The 21,585-nt window shown below is 38.2% G+C and carries 28 protein-coding genes; 26 read left to right on the plus strand and 2 right to left on the minus strand.

Translation table 11 applies throughout. The features are described from left to right. The first annotated feature begins 87 nt into the window (after positions 1-87). The 11 genes from rho (at position 88) to M1D66_RS00845 (ending at position 8,909) form a co-directional block, all read left to right on the plus strand. Positions 88-1,359, plus strand: coding sequence for a transcription termination factor Rho (gene rho, locus M1D66_RS00795; protein WP_001053903.1), 1,272 nt, complete (start codon positions 88-90; stop codon positions 1,357-1,359). 277 nt (positions 1,360-1,636) lie between these two features. Continuing rightward, complete coding sequence (locus M1D66_RS00800) at positions 1,637-1,882, plus strand: type B 50S ribosomal protein L31 (protein WP_000643433.1); 246 nt, start codon at positions 1,637-1,639, stop codon at positions 1,880-1,882. Between the two features lie 108 nt (positions 1,883-1,990). Then, positions 1,991-2,578, plus strand: coding sequence for a thymidine kinase (locus tag M1D66_RS00805; RefSeq protein WP_000280859.1), 588 nt, complete (start codon positions 1,991-1,993; stop codon positions 2,576-2,578). Between the two features lie 639 nt (positions 2,579-3,217). Continuing rightward, a complete protein-coding gene (prfA, locus tag M1D66_RS00810; RefSeq protein ID WP_000887064.1) occupies positions 3,218-4,285 on the plus strand; it encodes a peptide chain release factor 1 in 1,068 nt (355 codons plus the stop codon). After that, complete coding sequence (gene prmC, locus M1D66_RS00815; protein WP_001267066.1) at positions 4,285-5,136, plus strand: peptide chain release factor N(5)-glutamine methyltransferase; 852 nt, start codon at positions 4,285-4,287, stop codon at positions 5,134-5,136. The genes prfA and prmC overlap by 1 nt, the downstream gene beginning before the upstream one ends. Positions 5,137-5,250: 114 nt before the next feature. After that, entirely contained in the window at positions 5,251-6,117 is an 867-nt protein-coding gene (spoIIR, locus tag M1D66_RS00820) for a stage II sporulation protein R (protein ID WP_016125750.1), read from the plus strand. A gap of 49 nt (positions 6,118-6,166) precedes the next feature. Next, positions 6,167-6,625 carry a GNAT family N-acetyltransferase gene (locus M1D66_RS00825; protein ID WP_000758437.1) on the plus strand — a complete coding sequence of 153 codons (459 nt, stop codon included), beginning with the start codon at positions 6,167-6,169 and terminating at the stop codon, positions 6,623-6,625. A gap of 108 nt (positions 6,626-6,733) precedes the next feature. Beyond that, positions 6,734-7,774, plus strand: a complete 1,041-nt coding sequence (locus M1D66_RS00830; protein WP_000557361.1) for an L-threonylcarbamoyladenylate synthase — start codon at positions 6,734-6,736, stop codon at positions 7,772-7,774. Positions 7,775-7,851: 77 nt separating this feature from the next. Beyond that, positions 7,852-8,400, plus strand: a complete 549-nt coding sequence (locus M1D66_RS00835) for a manganese efflux pump MntP (RefSeq protein WP_000142475.1) — start codon at positions 7,852-7,854, stop codon at positions 8,398-8,400. A 19-nt stretch (positions 8,401-8,419) separates the two neighbouring features. Then, a complete protein-coding gene (locus tag M1D66_RS00840) occupies positions 8,420-8,551 on the plus strand; it encodes a hypothetical protein (RefSeq protein WP_001037634.1) in 132 nt (43 codons plus the stop codon). 79 nt (positions 8,552-8,630) lie between these two features. Continuing rightward, complete coding sequence (locus M1D66_RS00845) at positions 8,631-8,909, plus strand: DUF3935 domain-containing protein (RefSeq protein WP_000197472.1); 279 nt, start codon at positions 8,631-8,633, stop codon at positions 8,907-8,909. A gap of 315 nt (positions 8,910-9,224) precedes the next feature. Here M1D66_RS00845 and M1D66_RS00850 read toward each other — a convergent pair whose 3' ends face one another. Together M1D66_RS00850 and M1D66_RS00855 are read right to left on the minus strand one after the other, a co-directional pair. Further along, positions 9,225-9,836, minus strand: a complete 612-nt coding sequence (locus M1D66_RS00850; protein ID WP_000949046.1) for a flavin reductase family protein — start codon at positions 9,834-9,836, stop codon at positions 9,225-9,227. 158 nt (positions 9,837-9,994) lie between these two features. Continuing rightward, the gene (locus M1D66_RS00855) at positions 9,995-10,381 is read right to left on the minus strand and encodes a DoxX family protein (RefSeq protein WP_000968616.1); all 387 of its coding nucleotides are present in this window, start codon (positions 10,379-10,381) and stop codon (positions 9,995-9,997) included. 387 nt (positions 10,382-10,768) lie between these two features. Here M1D66_RS00855 and M1D66_RS00860 point away from each other — a divergent pair, with 387 nt between their 5' ends. The 15 genes from M1D66_RS00860 to atpG all read left to right on the plus strand — a co-directional run bounded on the left by M1D66_RS00860 (position 10,769) and on the right by atpG (position 21,568). Then, complete coding sequence (locus tag M1D66_RS00860; RefSeq protein ID WP_000473665.1) at positions 10,769-11,266, plus strand: PTS sugar transporter subunit IIA; 498 nt, start codon at positions 10,769-10,771, stop codon at positions 11,264-11,266. A gap of 242 nt (positions 11,267-11,508) precedes the next feature. Continuing rightward, the gene (locus tag M1D66_RS00865) at positions 11,509-11,949 is read left to right on the plus strand and encodes a low molecular weight protein arginine phosphatase (protein ID WP_000832373.1); all 441 of its coding nucleotides are present in this window, start codon (positions 11,509-11,511) and stop codon (positions 11,947-11,949) included. A gap of 97 nt (positions 11,950-12,046) precedes the next feature. Continuing rightward, positions 12,047-12,490 carry a ribose 5-phosphate isomerase B gene (rpiB, locus tag M1D66_RS00870; protein ID WP_000869542.1) on the plus strand — a complete coding sequence of 148 codons (444 nt, stop codon included), beginning with the start codon at positions 12,047-12,049 and terminating at the stop codon, positions 12,488-12,490. A gap of 66 nt (positions 12,491-12,556) precedes the next feature. Then, on the plus strand, positions 12,557-13,129 hold the full coding sequence (locus M1D66_RS00875) for a TIGR01440 family protein (RefSeq protein ID WP_000136386.1): 573 nt from the start codon (positions 12,557-12,559) through the stop codon (positions 13,127-13,129). A 253-nt stretch (positions 13,130-13,382) separates the two neighbouring features. Next, complete coding sequence (gene glyA / locus M1D66_RS00880) at positions 13,383-14,624, plus strand: serine hydroxymethyltransferase (RefSeq protein ID WP_000349806.1); 1,242 nt, start codon at positions 13,383-13,385, stop codon at positions 14,622-14,624. A gap of 272 nt (positions 14,625-14,896) precedes the next feature. Further along, positions 14,897-15,526: a uracil phosphoribosyltransferase gene (upp, locus tag M1D66_RS00885; RefSeq protein WP_000517539.1), complete on the plus strand. Its 630-nt coding sequence runs from the start codon at positions 14,897-14,899 to the stop codon at positions 15,524-15,526. A 379-nt stretch (positions 15,527-15,905) separates the two neighbouring features. After that, entirely contained in the window at positions 15,906-16,019 is a 114-nt protein-coding gene (locus tag M1D66_RS00890; RefSeq protein WP_000232962.1) for a DUF4024 domain-containing protein, read from the plus strand. A 26-nt stretch (positions 16,020-16,045) separates the two neighbouring features. Continuing rightward, a complete protein-coding gene (locus M1D66_RS00895; RefSeq protein WP_001171223.1) occupies positions 16,046-16,270 on the plus strand; it encodes an AtpZ/AtpI family protein in 225 nt (74 codons plus the stop codon). Beyond that, entirely contained in the window at positions 16,270-16,662 is a 393-nt protein-coding gene (locus M1D66_RS00900) for an ATP synthase subunit I (protein ID WP_000567600.1), read from the plus strand. The genes M1D66_RS00895 and M1D66_RS00900 overlap by 1 nt, the downstream gene beginning before the upstream one ends. A gap of 7 nt (positions 16,663-16,669) precedes the next feature. After that, positions 16,670-17,389, plus strand: a complete 720-nt coding sequence (gene atpB, locus M1D66_RS00905; RefSeq protein WP_000399871.1) for a F0F1 ATP synthase subunit A — start codon at positions 16,670-16,672, stop codon at positions 17,387-17,389. A 56-nt stretch (positions 17,390-17,445) separates the two neighbouring features. Then, positions 17,446-17,664 carry a F0F1 ATP synthase subunit C gene (atpE, locus tag M1D66_RS00910; RefSeq protein ID WP_000052064.1) on the plus strand — a complete coding sequence of 73 codons (219 nt, stop codon included), beginning with the start codon at positions 17,446-17,448 and terminating at the stop codon, positions 17,662-17,664. Between the two features lie 129 nt (positions 17,665-17,793). Next, positions 17,794-18,300, plus strand: coding sequence for a F0F1 ATP synthase subunit B (atpF, locus tag M1D66_RS00915; RefSeq protein ID WP_001142624.1), 507 nt, complete (start codon positions 17,794-17,796; stop codon positions 18,298-18,300). Beyond that, entirely contained in the window at positions 18,297-18,839 is a 543-nt protein-coding gene (gene atpH / locus M1D66_RS00920; RefSeq protein WP_000064683.1) for a F0F1 ATP synthase subunit delta, read from the plus strand. The genes atpF and atpH overlap by 4 nt, the downstream gene beginning before the upstream one ends. An 11-nt stretch (positions 18,840-18,850) precedes the next feature. Continuing rightward, positions 18,851-20,359 carry a F0F1 ATP synthase subunit alpha gene (atpA, locus tag M1D66_RS00925; RefSeq protein ID WP_000027512.1) on the plus strand — a complete coding sequence of 503 codons (1,509 nt, stop codon included), beginning with the start codon at positions 18,851-18,853 and terminating at the stop codon, positions 20,357-20,359. Between the two features lie 348 nt (positions 20,360-20,707). Next, positions 20,708-21,568: a F0F1 ATP synthase subunit gamma gene (gene atpG / locus M1D66_RS00930; protein ID WP_000157696.1), complete on the plus strand. Its 861-nt coding sequence runs from the start codon at positions 20,708-20,710 to the stop codon at positions 21,566-21,568. Positions 21,569-21,585: the final 17 nt, after the last annotated feature.

Raw genomic sequence — 21,585 nt, forward strand, 5'->3', positions numbered from 1 at the left:
ATTGCCTTTCATTATTAATTATTTGCCTTCCGTATTTTTTCCCTTTACCCATGAAAAAAGAGAATAACGTTAAAGTGTGGTGTCTGAATGAATTTGTCAATTGCAGCATTAGAAAACATGAAATTAAAAGAGTTATACGAGCTTGCGAAAGAATTTAAGATTTCGTATTATAGCAAGTTAACGAAAAAAGAGCTGATTTTTTCTATTTTGAAAGCTCGAGCAGAAAAAGAAGGTTTCTTTTTCATGGAAGGCGTATTAGAAATTATTCAATCAGAAGGATTTGGATTCCTACGTCCTATCAACTATTCTCCAAGCTCAGAAGATATTTATATCTCAGCTTCGCAAATTCGTCGTTTCGATTTACGTAATGGAGATAAGGTTTCTGGTAAAGTACGACCTCCGAAAGAAAATGAACGCTATTTTGGGTTATTACAAGTTGAAGCTGTAAACGGAGATGATCCAGATTCAGCAAAAGAGCGTGTGCATTTCCCTGCATTAACACCATTATACCCAGATCGCCAAATGAAATTGGAAACGGAACCGAAAAAGTTACCGACACGCATCATGGATTTAATCGCACCAGTTGGATTTGGACAACGTGGTTTAATTGTTGCGCCTCCAAAGGCTGGTAAAACAAGTCTATTAAAAGAAATCGCGCACAGTGTTACAACAAATCATCCGGAAGCAGAACTAATTGTACTTTTAATTGATGAGCGTCCAGAGGAAGTAACAGACATTGAACGTTCTGTTAAAGGAGATGTTGTAAGTTCTACTTTTGATGAAGTACCAGAAAATCATATTAAAGTAGCTGAGCTTGTGTTAGAACGTGCGATGCGTCTTGTAGAGCACAAGAAAGATGTTATCATTTTAATGGATAGTATTACCCGTTTAGCTCGAGCTTACAACCTCGTTATTCCACCAAGTGGTAGAACATTATCAGGTGGTATCGATCCAGCTGCCTTCCATAGACCGAAGCGTTTCTTTGGAGCTGCACGTAATATTGAAGAAGGCGGTAGCTTAACAATTTTAGCAACAGCCCTTGTTGATACAGGATCACGTATGGACGATGTTATTTACGAGGAATTTAAAGGAACTGGAAATATGGAACTTCACTTAGATCGTTCATTAGCTGAACGTCGTATCTTCCCAGCGATTGATATTCGTCGTTCTGGTACACGTAAAGAAGATCTATTAATTCCAAAAGAACATTTAGACAAGTTATGGGGCATTCGTAAGACAATGCGTGATACACCAGACTTTGTTGAAAGTTTCTTACGTAAGCTTCGTCAAACGAAGACAAATGAAGAGTTTTTACAAAACATTGTTGCAGACTCGAAAAGGTATGTAACAACTAAGTAAAGGGAAAAAAATCAGGACTCGCTTATTTTATAGTAAGCGAGTTTTTTATGCTGTTTAGGTGATATTAAAGAGAGAGATAAGTGAGAGAACCTTAGCCAGTCAGAGCTAAACGAGCCGTCTACACTTTTAATTTCAAAAGACAAAAACAGGTAGTTGCAAAATGAAGTTAGCCTTGTTATAATTTCATCATATGTGTTTCATCAATATAGTTGTGTATGCAGCTGAAGATGAAAAACTCTGTTTCGAAAATGATTCAGGGCGGAAGGAGATGAAAAGAATGAAAGCAGGAATTCACCCAGATTACAAGAAAGTTGTATTCATGGACACAAACACAGGCTTCAAATTCTTAAGCGGATCTACTAAAGGATCTAACGAAACTGTTGAGTGGGAAGATGGTAACACTTATCCATTACTAAAAGTTGAGATCAGTTCTGATTCTCACCCATTCTACACTGGACGTCAGAAGTTTGCTACTGCAGACGGACGCGTTGACCGCTTCAATAAGAAATACGGTCTTAAGTAATAAAAACATAAAACAGGCAAGTGTATGTATTCGCTTGTCTGTTTTTTTTGCGAAAATATTATACCTTTACCCTACTTTTAACTGAAAAGTAGATGAAAGGAGAGCTTCATGTACTTAATAAATCAAAATGGCTGGATTGAAGTGATTTGCGGTAGTATGTTTTCTGGCAAGTCAGAAGAGCTAATCCGCCGTGTGCGCCGTACGCAATTTGCAAAACAACATGCAATTGTATTTAAACCATGTATTGATAATCGATATAGTGAAGAAGATGTTGTATCACATAACGGATTAAAGGTAAAAGCAGTTCCTGTTTCAGCTTCAAAGGATATATTTGAACATATTACAGAAGAGCTGGATGTTATTGCAATCGATGAGGTGCAATTTTTTGATGGGGACATTGTGGAAGTGGTGCAAGTATTGGCAAATCGTGGCTATCGTGTCATTGTAGCTGGTTTAGACCAAGATTTCCGTGGTCTACCATTTGGACAAGTTCCTCAGCTGATGGCGATTGCTGAACATGTGACAAAACTACAAGCAGTATGTTCTGTATGTGGATCTCCAGCAAGTCGTACACAACGATTAATTGATGGAGAACCAGCGGCATTTGATGATCCAATTATTTTAGTTGGAGCTTCAGAATCGTATGAACCACGTTGTCGTCATTGTCATGCAGTACCTGCAAACAAAGATAAGTAAAACTCGCTGCGCAAGGCGGGTTTTTTTCAAAATAGAGAGAATGAGCGGTTTGAGCCGCTTGCGCTTTTAAATATATCTAGTTCTGGTGGCTAGCTCTTCGCATCTAAGAACCTTCCGCCCGAAAGGTAAAAAGCACCTTTAGGTCGAAAGAACCTTAGTTGGTCAGAGCTGAAAGAGCCACCGCCACTTTTAAATATATTATCTAGCTCCAGCGGCTAGAATCTCCGGCCATTTCGCTCTCTCGCTCGAAGCAAAAAGCGCTTCAAGGTCGAGAGCTCTAATGGCCTGCGATTCTGAGCGAGCCGCTTGCGCTTTTAAATATATCTAGTTCTGGTGGCTAGCTCTTCGCATCTAAGAACCTTCCGCCCGAAAGGTAAAAAGCACCTTTAGGTCGAAAGAACCTTAGTTGGTCAGAGCTGAAAGAGCCACCGCCACTTTTAAATATATTATCTAGCTCCAGCGGCTAGAATCTCCGGCCATTTCGCTCTCTCGCTCGAAGCAAAAAGCGCTTCAAGGTCGAGGGCTCCAATGGCCTGCGATTCTGAGCGAGCCGCTTGCGCTTTTAAATATAATTTGCGTTTTTTTGAGTAAGTACCATATACTATTTGTATTAGATACTAGGATGTAGAGGTGAATGATGTGTTAGATCGTTTGCAAGCTGTAGAAAATCGTTATGAGAAGTTAAATGAATTGTTAAGTGATCCAGCGATTATTAGTGATTCAAATAAGCTTCGTGAATATTCAAAGGAACAATCTGATATACAGGAAACGGTAGAGGTGTATCGTGAGTATAAGGATGTTCGTGAGCAATTAAAAGATGCGAAAGCAATGTTAGAAGATAAGTTAGACGCAGAAATGCGTGAAATGGTAAAAGAAGAAGTTTCTGAGTTAGAATCACAAGATAAAACATTATCAGAGCGTCTGAAAATTTTACTTGTTCCAAAAGACCCTAATGATGATAAGAACGTTATCGTTGAGGTTCGTGGAGCTGCTGGTGGAGACGAGGCAGCTTTATTTGCTGGTGACTTATACCGTATGTATAGCCGTTACGCTGAGGTACAGGGCTGGAAAACGGAGATTATTGAGGCTAGCTATACAGAGTTAGGTGGATATAAAGAGATTATCTTTATGATTAATGGTAAAGGTGCTTTCGCGAAGCTGAAATTCGAGAATGGTGCTCACCGTGTACAACGTGTTCCTGAAACGGAATCTGGTGGACGTATTCATACATCTACAGCAACTGTAGCTGTATTACCAGAGGCAGAAGAAGTAGAAATTGATATTCATGAGAAAGATGTTCGTGTTGATACATTCGCTTCTAGTGGACCTGGTGGACAGAGCGTTAATACAACGATGTCAGCGGTGCGTTTAACGCATTTACCGACTGGTGTAGTTGTATCTTGTCAGGATGAGAAATCACAGATCAAGAATAAAGAAAAAGCGATGAAAGTATTACGCGCACGTGTTTATGATAAGTTTAGACAAGAAGCGCAAGCTGAGTATGATCAAAACCGTAAACAAGCTGTTGGTACGGGAGATCGTTCAGAGCGTATTCGTACGTATAACTTCCCGCAAAACCGTGTTACAGACCATCGAATCGGTTTAACGATTCAAAAGCTAGATCAAATCTTACAAGGTAAGTTAGATGATTTCATCAATGCCTTAGTGATGGAAGATCAGGCTCAAAAGATGGAGGCAGCTGAGTAATGCGTGTCTATGAAGCCCTGAAATGGGCTTCTTCTTTTTTACAGGAAAATGGACGAGATGAAAATGCGGGAGAAATTGTCCTTTGTCATGTATTAAAGGTGAACAGAACAGGATTACTTATGAATATGCGTGAAGAAATAACTGAGGAACAAGAGAAAAGCTTTACGGAGTTTATCCATAAGCATGTAGAAGGTATTCCTATTCAATATATGATTGGTTATGAAATGTTTTATGGACGGTCTTTCTTTGTGAATGAAGAAGTATTAATACCAAGGCCGGAAACAGAAGAGCTTATAGTGGGAGTATTAGAAAGAATCGAGCGCCATTTTGGTGATGAGAAACTACATGTAGCAGATATAGGTACAGGTAGTGGAGCGATTTCTATTACGCTTGCTTTAGAAAATAAAAATCTTCATGTGTATACAGTAGATATTGCACAAGAGTCGATTGAAGTTGCAAAAGAAAATGCAAAAGCTTTAGGTGCAGTAGTAACGTTCTATCACGGTGATTTATTGTCACCATTTCATAAAACGGGTCAAAAGCTAGATGTTGTTGTTTCAAATCCTCCATATATACCGGAAGAGGATTGGCGTGGTCTTTCTCCTGTTGTGAAAGAGCATGAGCCGAAGAGAGCACTTGTTGGTGGTGAAGACGGATTAGATTTCTATCGCCGTTTTATGGAAGAATTGCCGAATGTGTTGCAGAAGAAAGCGATTGTGGCGTTTGAAATTGGAGTAGGACAAGGTGAGGATGTAAAAAAATTGTTACAACAAGCTTTTCCACATGCTCATGTTGAGGTTGTTTTCGATATTAACGGAAAAGATCGTATGGTATTTGCAGAGATGGAGTAAGGTTCACACCTTACTCTATTTTTTTTTGTGGGAAAATTCATATAGATTTTGAATTTAATAGTTTAGAAAGATGAAAGTCTGTCCACACTGTTTGTAGAAGGGACGGTGGAGGAAATGAAAAAACAAGTTATTGCTTATCTTCTTATACTATTAATTGGTGCACAGTTACTTGTGCAGTTTGGATATATGAAAGCTGATGCGAAAGGGCCTTCAGTTATTCCGAAAGAGGCCGTTCGATTAAGAATTTTAGCAAATAGTGATTCAGATAAAGACCAGGCATTGAAGCGTAAAGTGCGTGATGAAGTAAAAGCACAAATTGATGGATGGGTAGCAGATTTAACTTCATTTGAAGAGGCACGCAAAGTAATTCAAAGTCATATTCCAGAAATCGAGAAAACGGTGGAAAATACGTTAAAAAGAGAAGGAAGTAAAGATTCATTTCAAGTGAAATTTAGTAAGAATGTAAAGTTTCCTACAAAGGTATATGGGAATTTTATTTATCCGGCAGGGGAATATGAAGCAGTCTTAATTACAATTGGGGAAGGTGAAGGGGCAAACTGGTGGTGTGTATTATTTCCACCGATGTGTTTCTTAGATTTTTCAAGTGGTACAGCTGTAAGGAAAGAAGAACATGTTGTGAAGGCTGAATCTCCTGAAGAGGAGCAAGTAAAACAAATAGATAATGAAGAAGTAGTAAATGTAGAAGAGAAAAAAGAGGATGAGGTAAAAGAAACGAAAGTTGTAAAGCGGGAAGCAGTAAAAAAAGTAACAGCTTCTGAAAAGAAAGTAGTGAAAAATGAAACAAAGGTCGAAGAGCAGCCTGTAAGTAAAGAAGAAACAAAAAATGTGGAAAAAGTGGAGAAACCTGTGGAGAAAAAACAAGAAAAGCAAAATGAGTATGTAAAAGTAGAAGAGGAAGAAAAAAAGCCAGAAGTTAAATTGTTTATTGTAGAAGCTTTTACATCTTTATTCTCTAAATAGTACTATTAATAAATCCCTCCTCATATATAAAAATGAGGAGGGATTTATTATGAAGAAAGTGTATTTTGCTACGAAAGCAGATGTGGAAAGATTACATTCTTTTTTCGGACAAGCTAATAAAAAAGATGATAAAATAAATGAGTTGTACGCACAATTTATGATTTTGGAAGAGGCGGAAGAAATACGAGCTGTAATTGGTTATGAACAAAGTGGGGAAGATGTACTTATTCGTTCTTGTTTATTCACACCTCATGTGGATAAACAGACTTTCTTATATTTTTTTGAAATGTTTTTGCAGTATATGAAAGAAAAAAGTGTTCAACAATTGTACTTACTAACAAATCATCCACAATCTGTACCGATCTTTCAGTTCTTTGACTTTTTTACTATAGAAAAGGATGAGGTTCCAGAGGGAATTCAACAGCTAGAACATTTTTGTAAAAATATAAAAGAGCAGAATGCAATAATACTAAATTGTCAGCTATTCACAAAGTTATCCACGGATTAATTGGGTTTATCCACATTTTGTGGATAAACCTTGTTTGTCTTTTGGATAAATCTCATAGTAAACTAAAAATAGACAAGTATTTAAGGCTAGAAAAGGACGTGGAAAAAAATGCATACAAATATGTGGGTTGTGGATAATGTTGTGGAAAGAAAAAAATATTATCCACAGTTACAAGAAGCAGCAAAATTATTAAGAGAAAATGAGGCGGTTGCTTTCCCTACGGAAACAGTATATGGGTTAGGGGCAAACGCGATGGATGATGAAGCAATCGCGAAAATTTTCGAAGCGAAAGGAAGACCGAGTGATAATCCACTCATTGTCCACATAGGTACAAAATCTCAGTTAGATGGGATTGTGACAGAAATTCCACCAGTTGCAGAGAAGTTAATGGCGCATTTTTGGCCAGGACCATTAACAATTATTTTGCCGAGAAAAGAAGGAATTTCAGAGAAGGTGACGGCAGGACTTAATACGGTTGGAGTAAGAATGCCTGATCATCCAATTGCACTTGCTCTTATTGAAGAGGCGAATGTACCTGTTGCGGCACCAAGTGCGAATCGTTCAGGGCGTCCAAGTCCAACATTAGCTTCTCACGTATATGAAGATTTGAATGGGAAGATTGCAGGTATTGTTGATGGTGGTGCAACTGGAGTAGGCGTTGAATCAACTGTAATTGATTGTACAAGCACGGTTCCAACAATATTACGTCCAGGTGGGATTACGAAAGAACAATTAGAAGCGGTGATAGGTACTGTTTCTTTAGATCCAGCTTTAAAGGATGAGAAGGAAAAACCGAAATCGCCTGGAATGAAATACACACATTATGCGCCGAAAGCACCACTTAGTATTGTTGAGGGCTCACGTGAGTTTATTCAGCATCTTGTGGATGAGAAGAAGAAAGAAGGATTTAAAGTAGGCGTATTAACGACAGAAGAGTACCAGTATGTATATAGTGCAGATGTTATATTATCTTGTGGTGTTAGAAGTGACTTAGCTAGCGTTGCGACTAAATTATATGATGTACTTAGAACATTTGATGCAAGTGAAGTGGATGTTATTTTTAGTGAGTCATTCCCTAATGAAGGAATAGGGAATGCAATTATGAATCGTTTAACAAAAGCGGCAGGACATCATATTATTATTGAATGATAAGGTAAGATTAGCAAACAGAATATTTCTCCTTGGATAAGCATATTGTGAAGTAGCACGTCCAAGGAGGGGCATGAATGACGTTTGAACAGCTAATACCTTTAATAATTATGGCATTCGCCTTAGGGATGGATGCGTTCTCGGTGAGTCTTGGTATGGGGATGATGCCCCTAAAGTTAAGACAAATCCTGTATATTGGTATGACGATAGGGATATTTCATATTATTATGCCGTTTATAGGAATGGTACTAGGTCGTTTTTTATCAGAGAAATATGGAGATATCGCACATTTTGCGGGTGCTATTTTATTAATCGGACTAGGGTTTTATATTGTATATTCGACCATTTTACAAAATGAAGAGACTAGAACTGCCCCTATTGGAATTAGTTTATTCGTATTTGCATTTGGCGTCAGTATAGATAGTTTCTCAGTAGGGCTTAGTCTTGGTATTTATGGGGCACAGACAATTATTACGATTTTACTGTTTGGATTTGTTAGCATGTTATTAGCGTGGATTGGTTTATTAATTGGGAGACATGCGAAAGATATGCTCGGTACATACGGTGAGATAGTAGGTGGTATCATTTTGGTTGGGTTTGGATTATATATCCTTTTTCCTATATAATTTTATGTAGGAGGGAATTATGAACAAGCTATTGGAATGGTATGTTAAATTTTTAACCTTCTTTCCTCGATGGCTAAGAAGACTTATAATTTGGGGTATTATTTTGCAAATTTCGATGTTAGGTTGGATTAAGTTAATTCGTGAATGGTGAGATAGTTCCTTTCTGTGAATATTTTGTTTGTACTATATTTATTACGCTAAAAATTACAGATATAGAAAGGATGAGATGAATGACGAGATTGAAGCAAGTTTTTGGTATTATTATTAGTTTTTTTGTTTTTTGGTTTAGTATGCTCGGTGTACAAATGTTTGCTGAGTTTTTAGATATTGAGTCATTGAAATTTGTTGCGGGAAAGACTGAGGCGGCGCGTGCCTTTTACTCTCCGTACCCGTTTTTAATTGTTTTTCTTATTACATTGCTTTCCCTATACTTCTTCGTAATTAAGCTAGGGAAGCCGAAAAAAGAGAAAATGCCTACTTTAGAGGAAAAGAAGGAAGAATTACAATGATAAAATCCCCTGCTAAAAAGCAGGGGATTTTATATTTGAGTGATGGAAGGAATCTAGCTGCCTCCGCTTTTAGATGTTATCCAGCTCCAGCGGCTAGAATCTCCGGTCATTTCGCTCTCTCGCATGAAGCAAAAAGCGCTTCAAGGTCGAGAGCTTGAAGTGCCCTGCGATTCTGAGCGAGCCGCTTCTGCTTTTAGATATATCTAGCTCCAGCGGCTAGAATGGTCGGTGGCTTCGCGTCTTCCTGCGAGGCAAAAAGCGCCTCTACGTCAGAAGCTCCATCCCCCTCCCATTCTGAGCGAGCCGCTTTCGCTTTTAAACTGGCCTAACTAATTCAAATTGTTCTCCTAATTTTGCATAGTTGTGTCCTGCTAGGCGGCTTATTGGTTTGAGTCCTTCGGCGTGAATGCGCCCTTTTTCATATAGATGTTCGGCAACGTGGAAACGAACGACACGTCCAATTAGTAGATCACAAGCTGGTGAGTCTTCTGTTCCACCAAGTGGAATTGCACGTTCTAATACGCATTCCATTCGAATATTTGCTTCTTTTACACCTGGAACGGAGATGACTTCACTTTCAATTGGTGTTAGTTTTGCTAGTTCAATTTCACTTTCATTTGGCGGGAGATTAGCTGCTGTTTCATTAATTGCTGCTACATATGATTCGTCAGAAATATGTACGACAAATTCACCTTTTTCAATTGCGTTTCGGGAAGTGTCCTTTCTTTCTCCGGCTTTTCGTTGTACAGATACTGAGATAAGTGGTGGATTAGCAGCGACAATATTAAAATAACTATATGGTGCGCCGTTTAATACACCGTCTTTTGTTAAAGAAGTAACGAATGCGACAGGGCGAGGGATGATACTTCCGGTAAGTAATTTGTAATTATCTTTTTCAGTTTGTTCATTTGGATTAATGGATAACATGCTTGTAATCCCCTTTCTAAATATGAATACTTATTGTTTGTTTACAAGATAACGATGAGAAAATCCTGCTGGAAATAATATTTTGTTTCATAAAAAGAACTTACTTCAATTGTAATGAAGTAAGTTCTTTTTCAAGAATCTCAAATTTGAGATAAAAATTAAAGTAAAACGTATGCGCCAGGTCCGATTAAAGCTACACCAACAGCAACAGCGATTAACATTAAGTTATATTCATATCCGTTTTGTGTTACCCAGTAACCATTTTTTCCGTGAACAGTGAAGATAGCCATTAACATTGTTCCAACGATAAATAATGAACCAACTACAATGAAAATACCTGATGCGAATAAGAAACCACCTAGTAATTCAGTTGCGCCAGCCATAAATGCCATAAATACACCAGGACGTAAACCGATTGACTCCATCCAGCCACCTGTTCCTTTTAAACCGTAACCGCCGAACCAACCAAATAATTTTTGAGCGCCATGACCCATGAATGTAATTCCTATAATAAGACGAATAATAAGTAGACCGAAATCCATCATTTTTAAAAACCTCCTAAAAGTTATTAACTTACCTTACGTAAGTAATAATAAAATAGTTACTTACTATAGTCAAGTGGATTTTGAAAAAAGTTTGAATTAAATTTTACAAATTAACAATAAAAAATAAAATGTAGTAAAGACCTCTAGACAAGTTGGGTAAAAAAAGAGAAAATATAAATAGAAGTTAACTTCTAATTGTTATTCAGACAATCAGAATTGACTGGAATTTTGTGAAGCGCTACAATAAGAGTCTATTAGTAATGACATAATTTATTTCGAAAGCGTTTTTACAGTATAATATTCGAAGTATGAAGTCTTACATGTATCCCGAGTTTTACTAGGGATTGCCCTATAAACTTTTAGGTAAATTATAAGGAGGACTATCCTATGTTTAAAAAATTATTCGGTCTTGGTTCAAAAACAAATGAAGAAACAATCGTAGCTCCATTAACTGGAGCAGTGAAAAATATTGAAGAAGTACCAGATCCAGTATTTGCTGGTCGTATGATGGGTGACGGTGTTGCAATTGATCCTACTGAAGGTGTAGTTGTATCTCCAGTTGATGGTGAAATCGTACAATTATTCCACACAAAACATGCTATCGGAATTAAAGCGAAAAACGGTACAGAAATTTTAATCCACGTTGGATTAGAAACTGTAAAAATGGAAGGCGAAGGTTTCGAAGCTCACGTTTCTGAAGGCCAAGCTGTAAAAGCTGGAGATAAATTAATCTCATTCGACTTAGAATTAATCCGTGAAAAAGCGAAAAGCACAATTACTCCAATTGTTATTACAAACACAGATGCAGCTGAGTCTATTAAGACAACTGTAGGCGTAGCAGCTACAAAAGGTTCAACAGAAGTAATGAAAGTTACAATGAAATAATTGCAATATAAGAGGAATCTGTTTCGTATGAAATGGATTCCTTATTTTTGTTGCGTGTTCAGTATGTATGTTAAAATACTCTAGGCACTTGGAAATAGGGTTTCACATATATGTGGATAAGGCGCATTTTTCTTAGAAAAAATATAAGAGAAATGCGCCTTTTGTATATTCACATTTCTTTTGTTCTATTCTAATGTAAGTTATGATGAATGATAAGAAATCGAATATAGGGGTGGGTTTGAATGAAACGAGTGTTATTTGTTTGTACTGGCAATACATGTCGTAGTCCAATGGCTGAGGCGTTGCTTCGTCATCACGGAGGAGATAAGTTTGAAGTGCAATCTGCTGGTGTTTTCGCCTATCCTGGGAGCGATGCATCGGTACATGCGAAGGAAGCTTTAGCTGAAAAAGGAATTTCAATTGATCATGCGGCGCAGCAAGTAAATGAAACTTTGCTTGATTGGGCTGATATTGTCGTAACGATGACAGAAAACCATAAGCAAATTGTGCTTGGGCATTATCCGAGCGTTGAAAAGAAATTAAATACGTTATATGGATTAACTGAAGGTATAGGCAAGGACATTTCAGATCCATTTGGAGGCTCGCTTTCTATTTATAAAGAAACGTTAGATGAGATGGAAAAACTTGTACAAACTTTACTGAAAAAACATTCAGTAGGTTGATGTTTCGTGTATAATACGATATTGGAGATCACTTCTTCCTATATGAGGTAGCGAGTGTGAAATGAAGATAATTGATTGAAACTTTGGAGGGGTAAAAATGAAAGTAGTAATAGCATCTGATCATGGCGGTATGAATATCCGCAAAGAACTTGTAAGTTTATTAGAAGAGTTAAATATTGAATATATTGATTTAGGTTGTGAATGTGAAGCTGGTTCTGTTGATTACCCTGACTTTGCGTTTCCAGCAGCTGAAATGGTAGCGAATGGTGAAGTAGATCGTGGTATTTTAGTTTGTGGGACAGGCATTGGTATGTCAATCGCAGCAAACAAAGTAAATGGTATCCGTTGTGCGTTAGTTCATGATACTTTCAGCGCGAAAGCGACGAGAGAGCATAATGACACTAACATGCTAGCAATGGGCGAGCGTGTAATTGGTGCTGGTCTAGCGCGTGATATCGCGAAAATCTGGTTAACAACTGATTATGAAGGTGGTCGTCACGAAAACCGCGTAGGAAAAATTAAAACATACGAAACAAAGTAATAGATTCTAACTATCAGTAGTGTGAAATATAATTTGGTGAACCAACCTGTGAAAGGAAGAGGCGTAATGACAGAAATCGTAAAGGTAAGAGAACAGCTACAAATGTCGCTTTCTGATTTCCAAGAACAAGCTTCATTACAAAGCGGTCAAGTTTTTGTAGTGGGTTGTAGCACGAGCGAAGTGCTAGGCGAAAGAATTGGAACATCAGGAACGATGGAAGTAGCAGAGGCGATTTTCTCTGAGTTAAAACAATTTCAAGAGCAAACAGGTATTGAATTAGCGTTTCAATGTTGTGAGCATTTAAACCGTGCTTTAGTAGTTGAGAGAGAAGTAGCGATAAAATATCAATTTGAAATTGTAACAGTTACGCCTGTTAGATCAGCAGGTGGTGCATTGGGGACATACGCGTATCACAATTTGAAAGATCCGGTAGTAGTTGAGTTTATTAAAGCTGATGCAGGAATGGATATTGGTGATACATTTATCGGTATGCATTTAAAGCATGTAGCTGTTCCGGTTCGTACAAGTGTGAAGGAAATTGGAAGTGCGCATGTAACGATGGCCAAAACACGTGGAAAACTAATTGGTGGAGCACGTGCTGTCTATGCGGCAGTGGAAGAGACTACCACTTGCCGTTAAATATGAGAAATTAGGAAGTCATATAGTACCTGTTTATCATAAGGTAAAAGGTATGTTGTCTGACTTTATAATAGAAGAAAGAAAAGACCGATTTTCGGTCTTTTTTTTCTTTTATGATATAGAAAGTCATGTTAGAATGTAGTTGAAAACATGAAGGTTCGAAAGAATTACAACCTGAATTTTCGTTTTTTCTGAATAAATAAGAAAAAACTGTTGGGAATCGATGTAATTCGTTCAGAAAAGGGGGATTTTGGTGGATCATTTAAAACGTCAAGATGAAAAGGTATTTGCTGCAATTGAGGCAGAACTAGGAAGACAGCGTTCAAAGATTGAGTTAATTGCTTCGGAAAACTTCGTAAGTGAAGCAGTAATGGAGGCACAAGGTTCTGTTTTAACGAATAAGTATGCTGAAGGATATCCTGGAAAACGTTACTATGGTGGCTGTGAACACGTAGACGTAGTAGAAGATATCGCACGTGATCGCGTGAAAGAAATTTTCGGCGCAGAGCACGTAAATGTTCAACCACACTCTGGTGCACAAGCGAACATGGCAGTATACTTCACGATTTTAGAGCAAGGCGATACAGTACTTGGTATGAACTTATCTCATGGTGGTCACTTAACACACGGAAGCCCTGTTAACTTCAGTGGAGTACAATATAATTTCGTAGAATATGGCGTGGATGCTGACTCTCACCGTATTAATTACGATGATGTATTAGCAAAAGCGAAAGAACATAAACCAAAATTAATCGTTGCAGGTGCAAGTGCATACCCTCGTGTTATCGATTTCAAGCGATTCCGTGAGATTGCAGATGAAGTGGGCGCTTATTTAATGGTTGATATGGCACATATCGCAGGTTTAGTAGCTGCTGGTTTACATCCAAATCCAGTACCACATGCACATTTCGTTACAACGACAACACATAAAACGTTACGTGGTCCGCGTGGTGGTATGATTTTATGTGAAGAGCAATTTGCAAAACAAATTGATAAATCAATCTTCCCTGGTATTCAAGGTGGTCCACTTATGCACGTAATCGCTGCAAAAGCTGTTGCATTTGGTGAAGCACTTCAAGATGATTTCAAAACATATGCACAAAATATCATTAACAATGCGAACCGCTTAGCTGAAGGTCTTCAAAAAGAAGGACTTACACTTGTTTCTGGTGGAACAGACAATCACTTAATCTTGATTGATGTTCGTAACTTAGAAATCACAGGTAAAGTAGCAGAGCACGTATTAGATGAAGTTGGTATTACAGTGAACAAAAATACAATTCCATTTGAAACAGCAAGCCCATTTGTAACAAGTGGTGTACGTATCGGTACAGCAGCTGTAACATCTCGTGGTTTCGGTTTAGAAGAAATGGATGAAATTGCGTCACTTATTGCTTATACATTAAAAAATCATGAAAATGAAGCTGCGTTAGAAGAAGTACGTAAGCGTGTAGAAGCGTTAACTAGCAAATTCCCAATGTATCCAAATCTATAATAGATTGAAGAAGACTGCCGAGACTTAATTGTTTTGGCGGTCTTTTTTTTGGACATATATTATTTTTAAAGTATGTATACAAATGATGAATAAATTTTGGCGATATAATGAAGGATACAGCTCCCATAATTGGTAAAGATACTAGATAGATTCATTGTAAAATCATGATTTTGCCAAATTTGCCCTTGAATATTAGTAGCGTTTTCTTTACAATCGTAAATAGTGTAAAAAAGCGTGCAAACGCATGAATATCATCTAAAGGAGAGATTCACATGGGAAAACTGTATGTATTTGATCACCCGTTAATTCAACATAAGATTACATATATTCGCGATAAGAATACAGGTACGAAAGATTTTCGTGAATTAGTGGACGAAGTAGCAAGCTTAATGGCTTTCGAAATTACTCGCGACCTTCCACTTAAGGACATTGAAATTGAAACACCTGTAAGCAAAGCGACAACAAAAGTGATCGCTGGTAAAAAACTTGGTTTAATTCCGATTTTACGTGCAGGTTTAGGAATGGTTGATGGAATTCTGAAATTAATTCCAGCAGCAAAAGTAGGACACGTTGGTTTATACCGTGACCCTAAAACATTGCAACCGGTAGAATACTATGTGAAACTTCCAACGGATGTAGAAGAGCGTGACTTTATCGTACTAGATCCGATGCTAGCAACAGGTGGTTCTGCGGCTGAAGCAATTAACTCTCTGAAAAAGCGCGGTGCGAAACAAATTAAATTAATGTGTATCGTTGCAGCTCCAGAAGGGGTAAAAGTAGTACAAGAAGAACATCCTGATGTTGATATTTATGTAGCAGCATTAGATGAGAAATTAAATGACCACGGATATGTAGTACCAGGTCTTGGTGATGCTGGTGACCGTTTATTCGGAACGAAGTAAGACAACTGACGAGCAGGGGAGATTCCCCAGCTCGTCTTTTTTGCTGTAAGCAAGTAGGGGAGGGGGAGAGGATAAATATACATCGTATATACAACATAAGTTGCATACACCTCACATATAATATAGAAGTCTTACGTCTGAGGAACACTATATTATGGAAGAAAAGCGTTATATCTCGAAAATATAATAGTGACAAACTTGTGAACATTTCCTTCTATTATAAAGAGAAAACTGTTAGAAATTGCATATATGTAACCAGTATTTAGAAGGGGAACGTTTTCATTTTTGGGAGGAAATGCCTAATACTCAAATTTTTAGATTTTTTACGATTTCTCGTTGACACTGTTAATACCCTATTGTATGCTAACAACGGGGATAGATGGTAGGGCTTTCAGTGACAAAATTACATCTATTCCGTGACGAAAATGTAAACTTTTTGTTTTGTATAGGATTTATGCAAAAAAATGAGTTATTATTAACACATCGTGAATGAGGGTTACATATTGGAGGGATGAATCCTTGCAAAAAAACGATCGCAGCCATATAAAAGCTTATGCTTTAATGTCAGGTATTCTTGCTCAATTAGTCGGTTCTATTCTTGTTGGAATCTTTGGTGGGCAGTGGATTGATAATAAGGTTGGAACGTTTCCGTTGTTTCTTATTATAGGGTTATTACTCGGACTAGGAACAGGGGTATACGCAATGATTCGACTCATTCGACATTACTATTCGGGAGAGCAATGATGATAGACGTACATGGACTTGTCCAAAGACAAAAGAAATATATGTACTACTTGCTTGCGCTTCTAGTGCTAGGATGGGGATTTACCTCTTACAAGGATGTATTTCTTGGACTGATTATCGGTACGATTTTCAGTTTTCTTAGTTTGCGCATCATTGCACGTAGAACAGACAAGCTGCTAGATCGCGTAACAAATGGAGAAAACGTGAAGTTCAAGGCAACAGCGGTAAGTACATATTCAAGATTCGCCACGATTGGGTTATTAATTTTATTTGCAGCCAAATATCAAGAGTTAATCGCGATGTGGGGCCTAGGTGTAGGATTGCTGACAGGATACCTTGTCATGATCATAGATTTTCTTTATTTAGAGTATAAGAGCAGGGAAGAGAGGTGAATTACTAGTGGAACACGGTAAATTAGTTGAATTTCTAGGTTTAACGTTCGATTTGTCATCAGTTATGATGGTTACTGTAGCAGCAGTTATTGTTTTCTTAATCGCTGTTATCGGAACTCGCAGCTTAGCTCTTCGCCCAACCGGGATGCAAAACTTCATGGAATGGGTGTTTGACTTCGTGAAAGGGATTATCAATAGTACGATGGACTGGAAAACAGGTGGACGTTTCTTAACGCTTGGCGTTACGCTTATCATGTTTATCATCGTATCGAACTTCCTTGGTTTACCATTCATGTATTCAGCAACTGAAGCTGGCGAACATATTGCATGGTGGAGATCACCAACGTCTGATCCAGCAGTTACATTAACATTAGCCGTGATGGTAGTTACCCTCACCCATTATTATGGAATTAAGATGAAGGGTACGAAAGAGTACGTAAAAGGTTATTTCCAACCTATGAAATTCTTATTCCCATTAAAGGTTATTGAGGAGTTTGCTAACACATTAACGTTAGGTCTTCGTTTATTTGGTAACATTTATGCAGGTGAGATCTTATTAGGATTACTTGCTAAGTTGGGCGGAGCATCAGTCCTTGGGGCATTAGGTGCGCTTGTACCAATGTTAGCATGGATGGGATTCAGTGTATTCGTTGGATCAATCCAAGCATTTATTTTCGTTATGTTAACGATGGTTTATATGGCTCATAAAGTAAGCCATGACCATTAATATAATTTAAGTAAGAAAAAATTTATTTTTTTATAATACAAAGGAGGACAAATTAAATGAGTTTAGGTGTAATCGCAGCTGCAATTGCAATTGGTTTATCAGCATTAGGTGCAGGTATTGGTAACGGTCTTATCGTATCACGTACAATCGAAGGTGTTGCTCGTCAACCAGAATTAAAAGGCGCACTTCAAACAATTATGTTCATCGGGGTTGCTTTAGTTGAGGCACTTCCAATCATCGGTGTAGTTATTGCATTCATCGTAATGAACAAATAAGGGAGACTCCCCTTACATAGATGGCGAAGAGTGTTTTTCCGAACTTTCTTCGCCATTGCTTTATGAACGAAACGTATGTCTTTTTTTTTCATATGATCAATTTAGATATTTTGAAGGGAGTGAATCCTTGTGCCAACTTTATTATTAGGAGCTTCCATTCCATTTGGAACGATTGCTTATACATTGTTCATTTTCTTACTTCTATTAGTAATGCTACGCAAATTTGCGTGGGGTCCTTTAATGGGCATTATGAAAGAACGTGAAGAGCATGTTGCTAATGAAATCGACGCTGCAGAAAGAAATAATGCTGAAGCGAAGAAATTAGTAGAAGAACAACGTGAGATGTTAAAACAATCGCGTGTTGAAGCACAAGAGTTAATCGAAAGAGCGAAAAAGCAAGCTGTAGATCAAAAGGATGTTATTGTTGCTGCTGCGAAAGAAGAAGCAGAATCAATTAAAGCATCTGCTGTACAAGAAATTCAACGCGAAAAAGAGCAAGCAATTGCTGCTTTACAAGAACAAGTCGCTTCTTTATCTGTTCAAATTGCTTCTAAAGTAATTGAAAAAGAATTAAAAGAAGAAGATCAAGTGAAGTTAATTCGCGATTATATTAAAGAAGTAGGAGAAGCGCGATGAGCAATGGGATTGTAGCAAAACGTTATGCTGTCGCTCTTTTTAAAATTGCAAAAGAAAAACACGTATTAGAAATGTTTGAAGAGGAATTACGCCTTGTACAAAACGTTTATGTAAAGAACGGAGAACTACATAGCTTTTTAACGCAACCGAACATTTCAAAGGAACAAAAGAAAACGTTTCTTGCAAACGTATTCGGATCTGTTTCTGAATCTATTTTAAATACGTTATATATTTTAATTGATAACAAACGCATTGATATCTTACCTGAAATTGCAGATGAATATGTTGTTCTTGCTAATGAAGAACGTAACGTAGCGGATGCAACTGTATATTCTACTCGTCTTCTATCAGAAGAAGAGAAGCTTAACATTGCTGAAGCATTTGCAAAGAGAACGGGAAAAGATGCAATTCGCGTGAAAAATGTTGTAGATGAAGATTTACTAGGCGGAATTAAAGTACGTATTGGAAATCGCATTTATGACGGAAGTTTACAAGGAAAATTAGCACGTATTCAGCGTGAATTAATGAAGAATAGATAGGGGTGAAGCACATGAGCATCAGAGCTGAAGAAATTAGCGCACTGATAAAGCAACAAATCGAGAACTATCAGTCTGAAATCGAAGTTAGTGATGTTGGTACAGTTATCCAAGTTGGTGACGGTATCGCGCGTGCTCATGGTCTTGATAACGTTATGGCTGGTGAACTTGTAGAGTTCTCTAACGGCGTTATGGGACTAGCACAAAACTTAGAGGAAAACAACGTAGGTATTATCATTTTAGGACCTTACACAGAAATCCGTGAAGGTGACGAAGTTCGTCGTACTGGTCGCATCATGCAAGTACCAGTAGGAAAAGAACTAATTGGTCGTGTTGTAAACCCATTAGGTCAACCAGTTGATGGTTTAGGCCCAATCAATACAACAAACACTCGTCCAATCGAAAGTCCAGCACCAGGTGTAATGGATCGTAAATCTGTTCATGAGCCACTTCAAACAGGTATTAAAGCGATCGATGCTCTTGTACCAATTGGCCGTGGTCAACGTGAGTTAATCATTGGTGACCGTCAAACTGGTAAAACAGCAGTTGCACTTGATACAATCATTAACCAAAAAGATGAAGATATGATTTGTATCTACGTAGCAATTGGACAAAAAGAATCAACTGTACGTAACGTAGTAGAAACACTACGTAAGCACGGTGCATTAGATTACACAATCGTTGTAACTGCATCTGCTTCTCAACCAGCTCCATTATTATACCTAGCTCCTTACGCTGGTGTAACAATGGGTGAAGAGTTCATGTACAATGGTAAACACGTATTAGTAGTATATGATGACTTATCAAAACAAGCAGCGGCTTACCGTGAGCTGTCATTACTATTACGTCGTCCTCCAGGTCGTGAAGCTTACCCAGGGGATGTATTCTACTTACATTCTCGCTTATTAGAGCGTGCAGCAAAATTAAGTGATGCAAAAGGCGGCGGTTCTTTAACTGCACTACCTTTCATCGAAACACAAGCAGGGGACGTATCAGCATACATCCCAACAAACGTAATTTCTATTACGGATGGACAAATCTTCTTACAATCTGACCTATTCTTCTCTGGCGTACGTCCAGCGATCGATGCGGGTACTTCTGTATCTCGTGTAGGTGGATCTGCTCAGATTAAAGCAATGAGTAAAGTATCAGGTACACTTCGTCTTGACCTTGCATCTTACCGTGAGTTAGAAGCGTTCGCTCAGTTCGGTTCTGACCTTGATAAAGCAACTCAAGCGAAATTAAACCGTGGTGCTCGTACTGTTGAGGTATTAAAACAAGGATTACACAAACCGTTACGTGTAGAGAAACAAGTTATCATTCTTTACGCTTTAACACGTGGATTCCTAGATGATATCCCAGTAGTAGATATCACTCGTTTTGAAGAAGAATTCCATGCTTGGTTAGATTCTAATGCGACTGACTTATTAGAAGAAATCCGCACAACTAAGAAACTTGCGGATGACGACAAATTTGCAGCGGCAATCAATGGATTTAAAAAAGTATTCGTAGCTTCTGAATAATAATAAAAAGTGAAGCCGACTGTTCAGCCCCATCGGCTAAGAGGCGGAACTAGATTAATAAAAGCGGAAGCGGCTCGTTCTGAATGTGAGGGGGATGGAGCTTCTGACGAAGAGGCGGTGTTTGCCTCGTAGGAAGAAGTGAAGCCACCGAACATTCAAGCCGCTGGAGCTAGATAGTATATATAAAAGGCATCTCGGGCTCTGAGATTGCTAAAGGTCATGTAAAGGAAAAGAGTAGGTGCACCTATTCTTTTCCTTCAATCATGAGCAAGAATATCTTGCAACGTAGATTAGGAAGAGGATTCTTACTAATCGTGCCAACTTCCGGAAAAAAGGTGGTGAAAACCTGTGGCATCTTTACGCGATATAAAAGCGAAGATTAACTCGACAAAGAAAACGAGTCAAATTACGAAAGCGATGGAGATGGTATCTGCATCTAAGTTAAACCGTGCAGAGCAAAATGCTAAATCTTTCGTTCCGTATATGGAAAAGATTCAAGAAGTAGTAGCGAGCATTGCGCAAGGAAGCAAAGGGATTAATCATCCAATGCTAAATGCGCGTCCTGTAAAGCGTACAGGATACATCGTTATTACGTCTGATCGCGGACTAGCAGGTGGTTATAACAGTAACGTATTACGTACAGTAAGTAACGTAATTCGTGAACGTCATAATATGGATTCAAACCAATATTCTATTATTGTGCTTGGACGACTAGGACGTGATTATTTAAAACGTCGCGGCTTTAACATTATTGATGAAGTAGTTGGATTATCTGACCACCCATCATTTACTGATATTAAAGACCTTGCTTCTCGAGCAATTGCGATGTTCGCAGATGGTGCTTATGATGAGCTGTACATTTACTACAACCATTACGTAAGTAAAATTTCACAAGAGGTAACGGAAAATAAAATTTTACCGCTTACTGATGTGGCGTCTGACAAACCGACGACAGCTTATGAATTCGAACCTTCTGAAGAAGAAATTTTAAAAGTACTATTGCCACAATACGCAGAAAGCTTAGTGTACGGTGCATTACTAGACGGTAAAGCAAGTGAGCACGCAGCGCGTATGACAGCAATGAAGAGTGCTACAGACAACGCAATGGAAGTTATCGATTCACTTACACTTTCATTCAACCGTGCGCGTCAGGCAGCGATTACGCAAGAAATTACGGAAATCGTTGGTGGAGCAGCAGCGTTAGAATAGGATTAAAAAGCGGAAGC

The sequence above is a fragment of the Bacillus sp. PK6-16 genome (genome assembly GCF_056530295.1).

Excerpts from the sequence above, each read along its gene's own strand:
- rho (WP_001053903.1), top strand. The coding sequence starts at position 88 with ATGAATTTGTCAATTGCAGCATTAGAAAACATGAAATTAAAAGAGTTA.
- M1D66_RS00800 (WP_000643433.1), top strand. The coding sequence starts at position 1,637 with ATGAAAGCAGGAATTCACCCAGATTACAAGAAAGTTGTATTCATGGAC.
- M1D66_RS00805 (WP_000280859.1), top strand. The coding sequence starts at position 1,991 with ATGTACTTAATAAATCAAAATGGCTGGATTGAAGTGATTTGCGGTAGT.
- prmC (WP_001267066.1), top strand. The coding sequence starts at position 4,285 with ATGCGTGTCTATGAAGCCCTGAAATGGGCTTCTTCTTTTTTACAGGAA.
- spoIIR (WP_016125750.1), top strand. The coding sequence starts at position 5,251 with ATGAAAAAACAAGTTATTGCTTATCTTCTTATACTATTAATTGGTGCA.
- M1D66_RS00825 (WP_000758437.1), top strand. The coding sequence starts at position 6,167 with ATGAAGAAAGTGTATTTTGCTACGAAAGCAGATGTGGAAAGATTACAT.
- M1D66_RS00830 (WP_000557361.1), top strand. The coding sequence starts at position 6,734 with ATGCATACAAATATGTGGGTTGTGGATAATGTTGTGGAAAGAAAAAAA.
- M1D66_RS00835 (WP_000142475.1), top strand. The coding sequence starts at position 7,852 with ATGACGTTTGAACAGCTAATACCTTTAATAATTATGGCATTCGCCTTA.
- M1D66_RS00840 (WP_001037634.1), top strand. The coding sequence starts at position 8,420 with ATGAACAAGCTATTGGAATGGTATGTTAAATTTTTAACCTTCTTTCCT.
- M1D66_RS00845 (WP_000197472.1), top strand. The coding sequence starts at position 8,631 with ATGACGAGATTGAAGCAAGTTTTTGGTATTATTATTAGTTTTTTTGTT.
- M1D66_RS00850 (WP_000949046.1), bottom strand. The coding sequence starts at position 9,836 with ATGTTATCCATTAATCCAAATGAACAAACTGAAAAAGATAATTACAAA.
- M1D66_RS00855 (WP_000968616.1), bottom strand. The coding sequence starts at position 10,381 with ATGATGGATTTCGGTCTACTTATTATTCGTCTTATTATAGGAATTACA.
- M1D66_RS00860 (WP_000473665.1), top strand. The coding sequence starts at position 10,769 with ATGTTTAAAAAATTATTCGGTCTTGGTTCAAAAACAAATGAAGAAACA.
- M1D66_RS00865 (WP_000832373.1), top strand. The coding sequence starts at position 11,509 with ATGAAACGAGTGTTATTTGTTTGTACTGGCAATACATGTCGTAGTCCA.
- rpiB (WP_000869542.1), top strand. The coding sequence starts at position 12,047 with ATGAAAGTAGTAATAGCATCTGATCATGGCGGTATGAATATCCGCAAA.
- M1D66_RS00875 (WP_000136386.1), top strand. The coding sequence starts at position 12,557 with ATGACAGAAATCGTAAAGGTAAGAGAACAGCTACAAATGTCGCTTTCT.
- upp (WP_000517539.1), top strand. The coding sequence starts at position 14,897 with ATGGGAAAACTGTATGTATTTGATCACCCGTTAATTCAACATAAGATT.
- M1D66_RS00890 (WP_000232962.1), top strand. The coding sequence starts at position 15,906 with ATGGTAGGGCTTTCAGTGACAAAATTACATCTATTCCGTGACGAAAAT.
- M1D66_RS00900 (WP_000567600.1), top strand. The coding sequence starts at position 16,270 with ATGATAGACGTACATGGACTTGTCCAAAGACAAAAGAAATATATGTAC.
- atpE (WP_000052064.1), top strand. The coding sequence starts at position 17,446 with ATGAGTTTAGGTGTAATCGCAGCTGCAATTGCAATTGGTTTATCAGCA.
- atpH (WP_000064683.1), top strand. The coding sequence starts at position 18,297 with ATGAGCAATGGGATTGTAGCAAAACGTTATGCTGTCGCTCTTTTTAAA.
- atpA (WP_000027512.1), top strand. The coding sequence starts at position 18,851 with ATGAGCATCAGAGCTGAAGAAATTAGCGCACTGATAAAGCAACAAATC.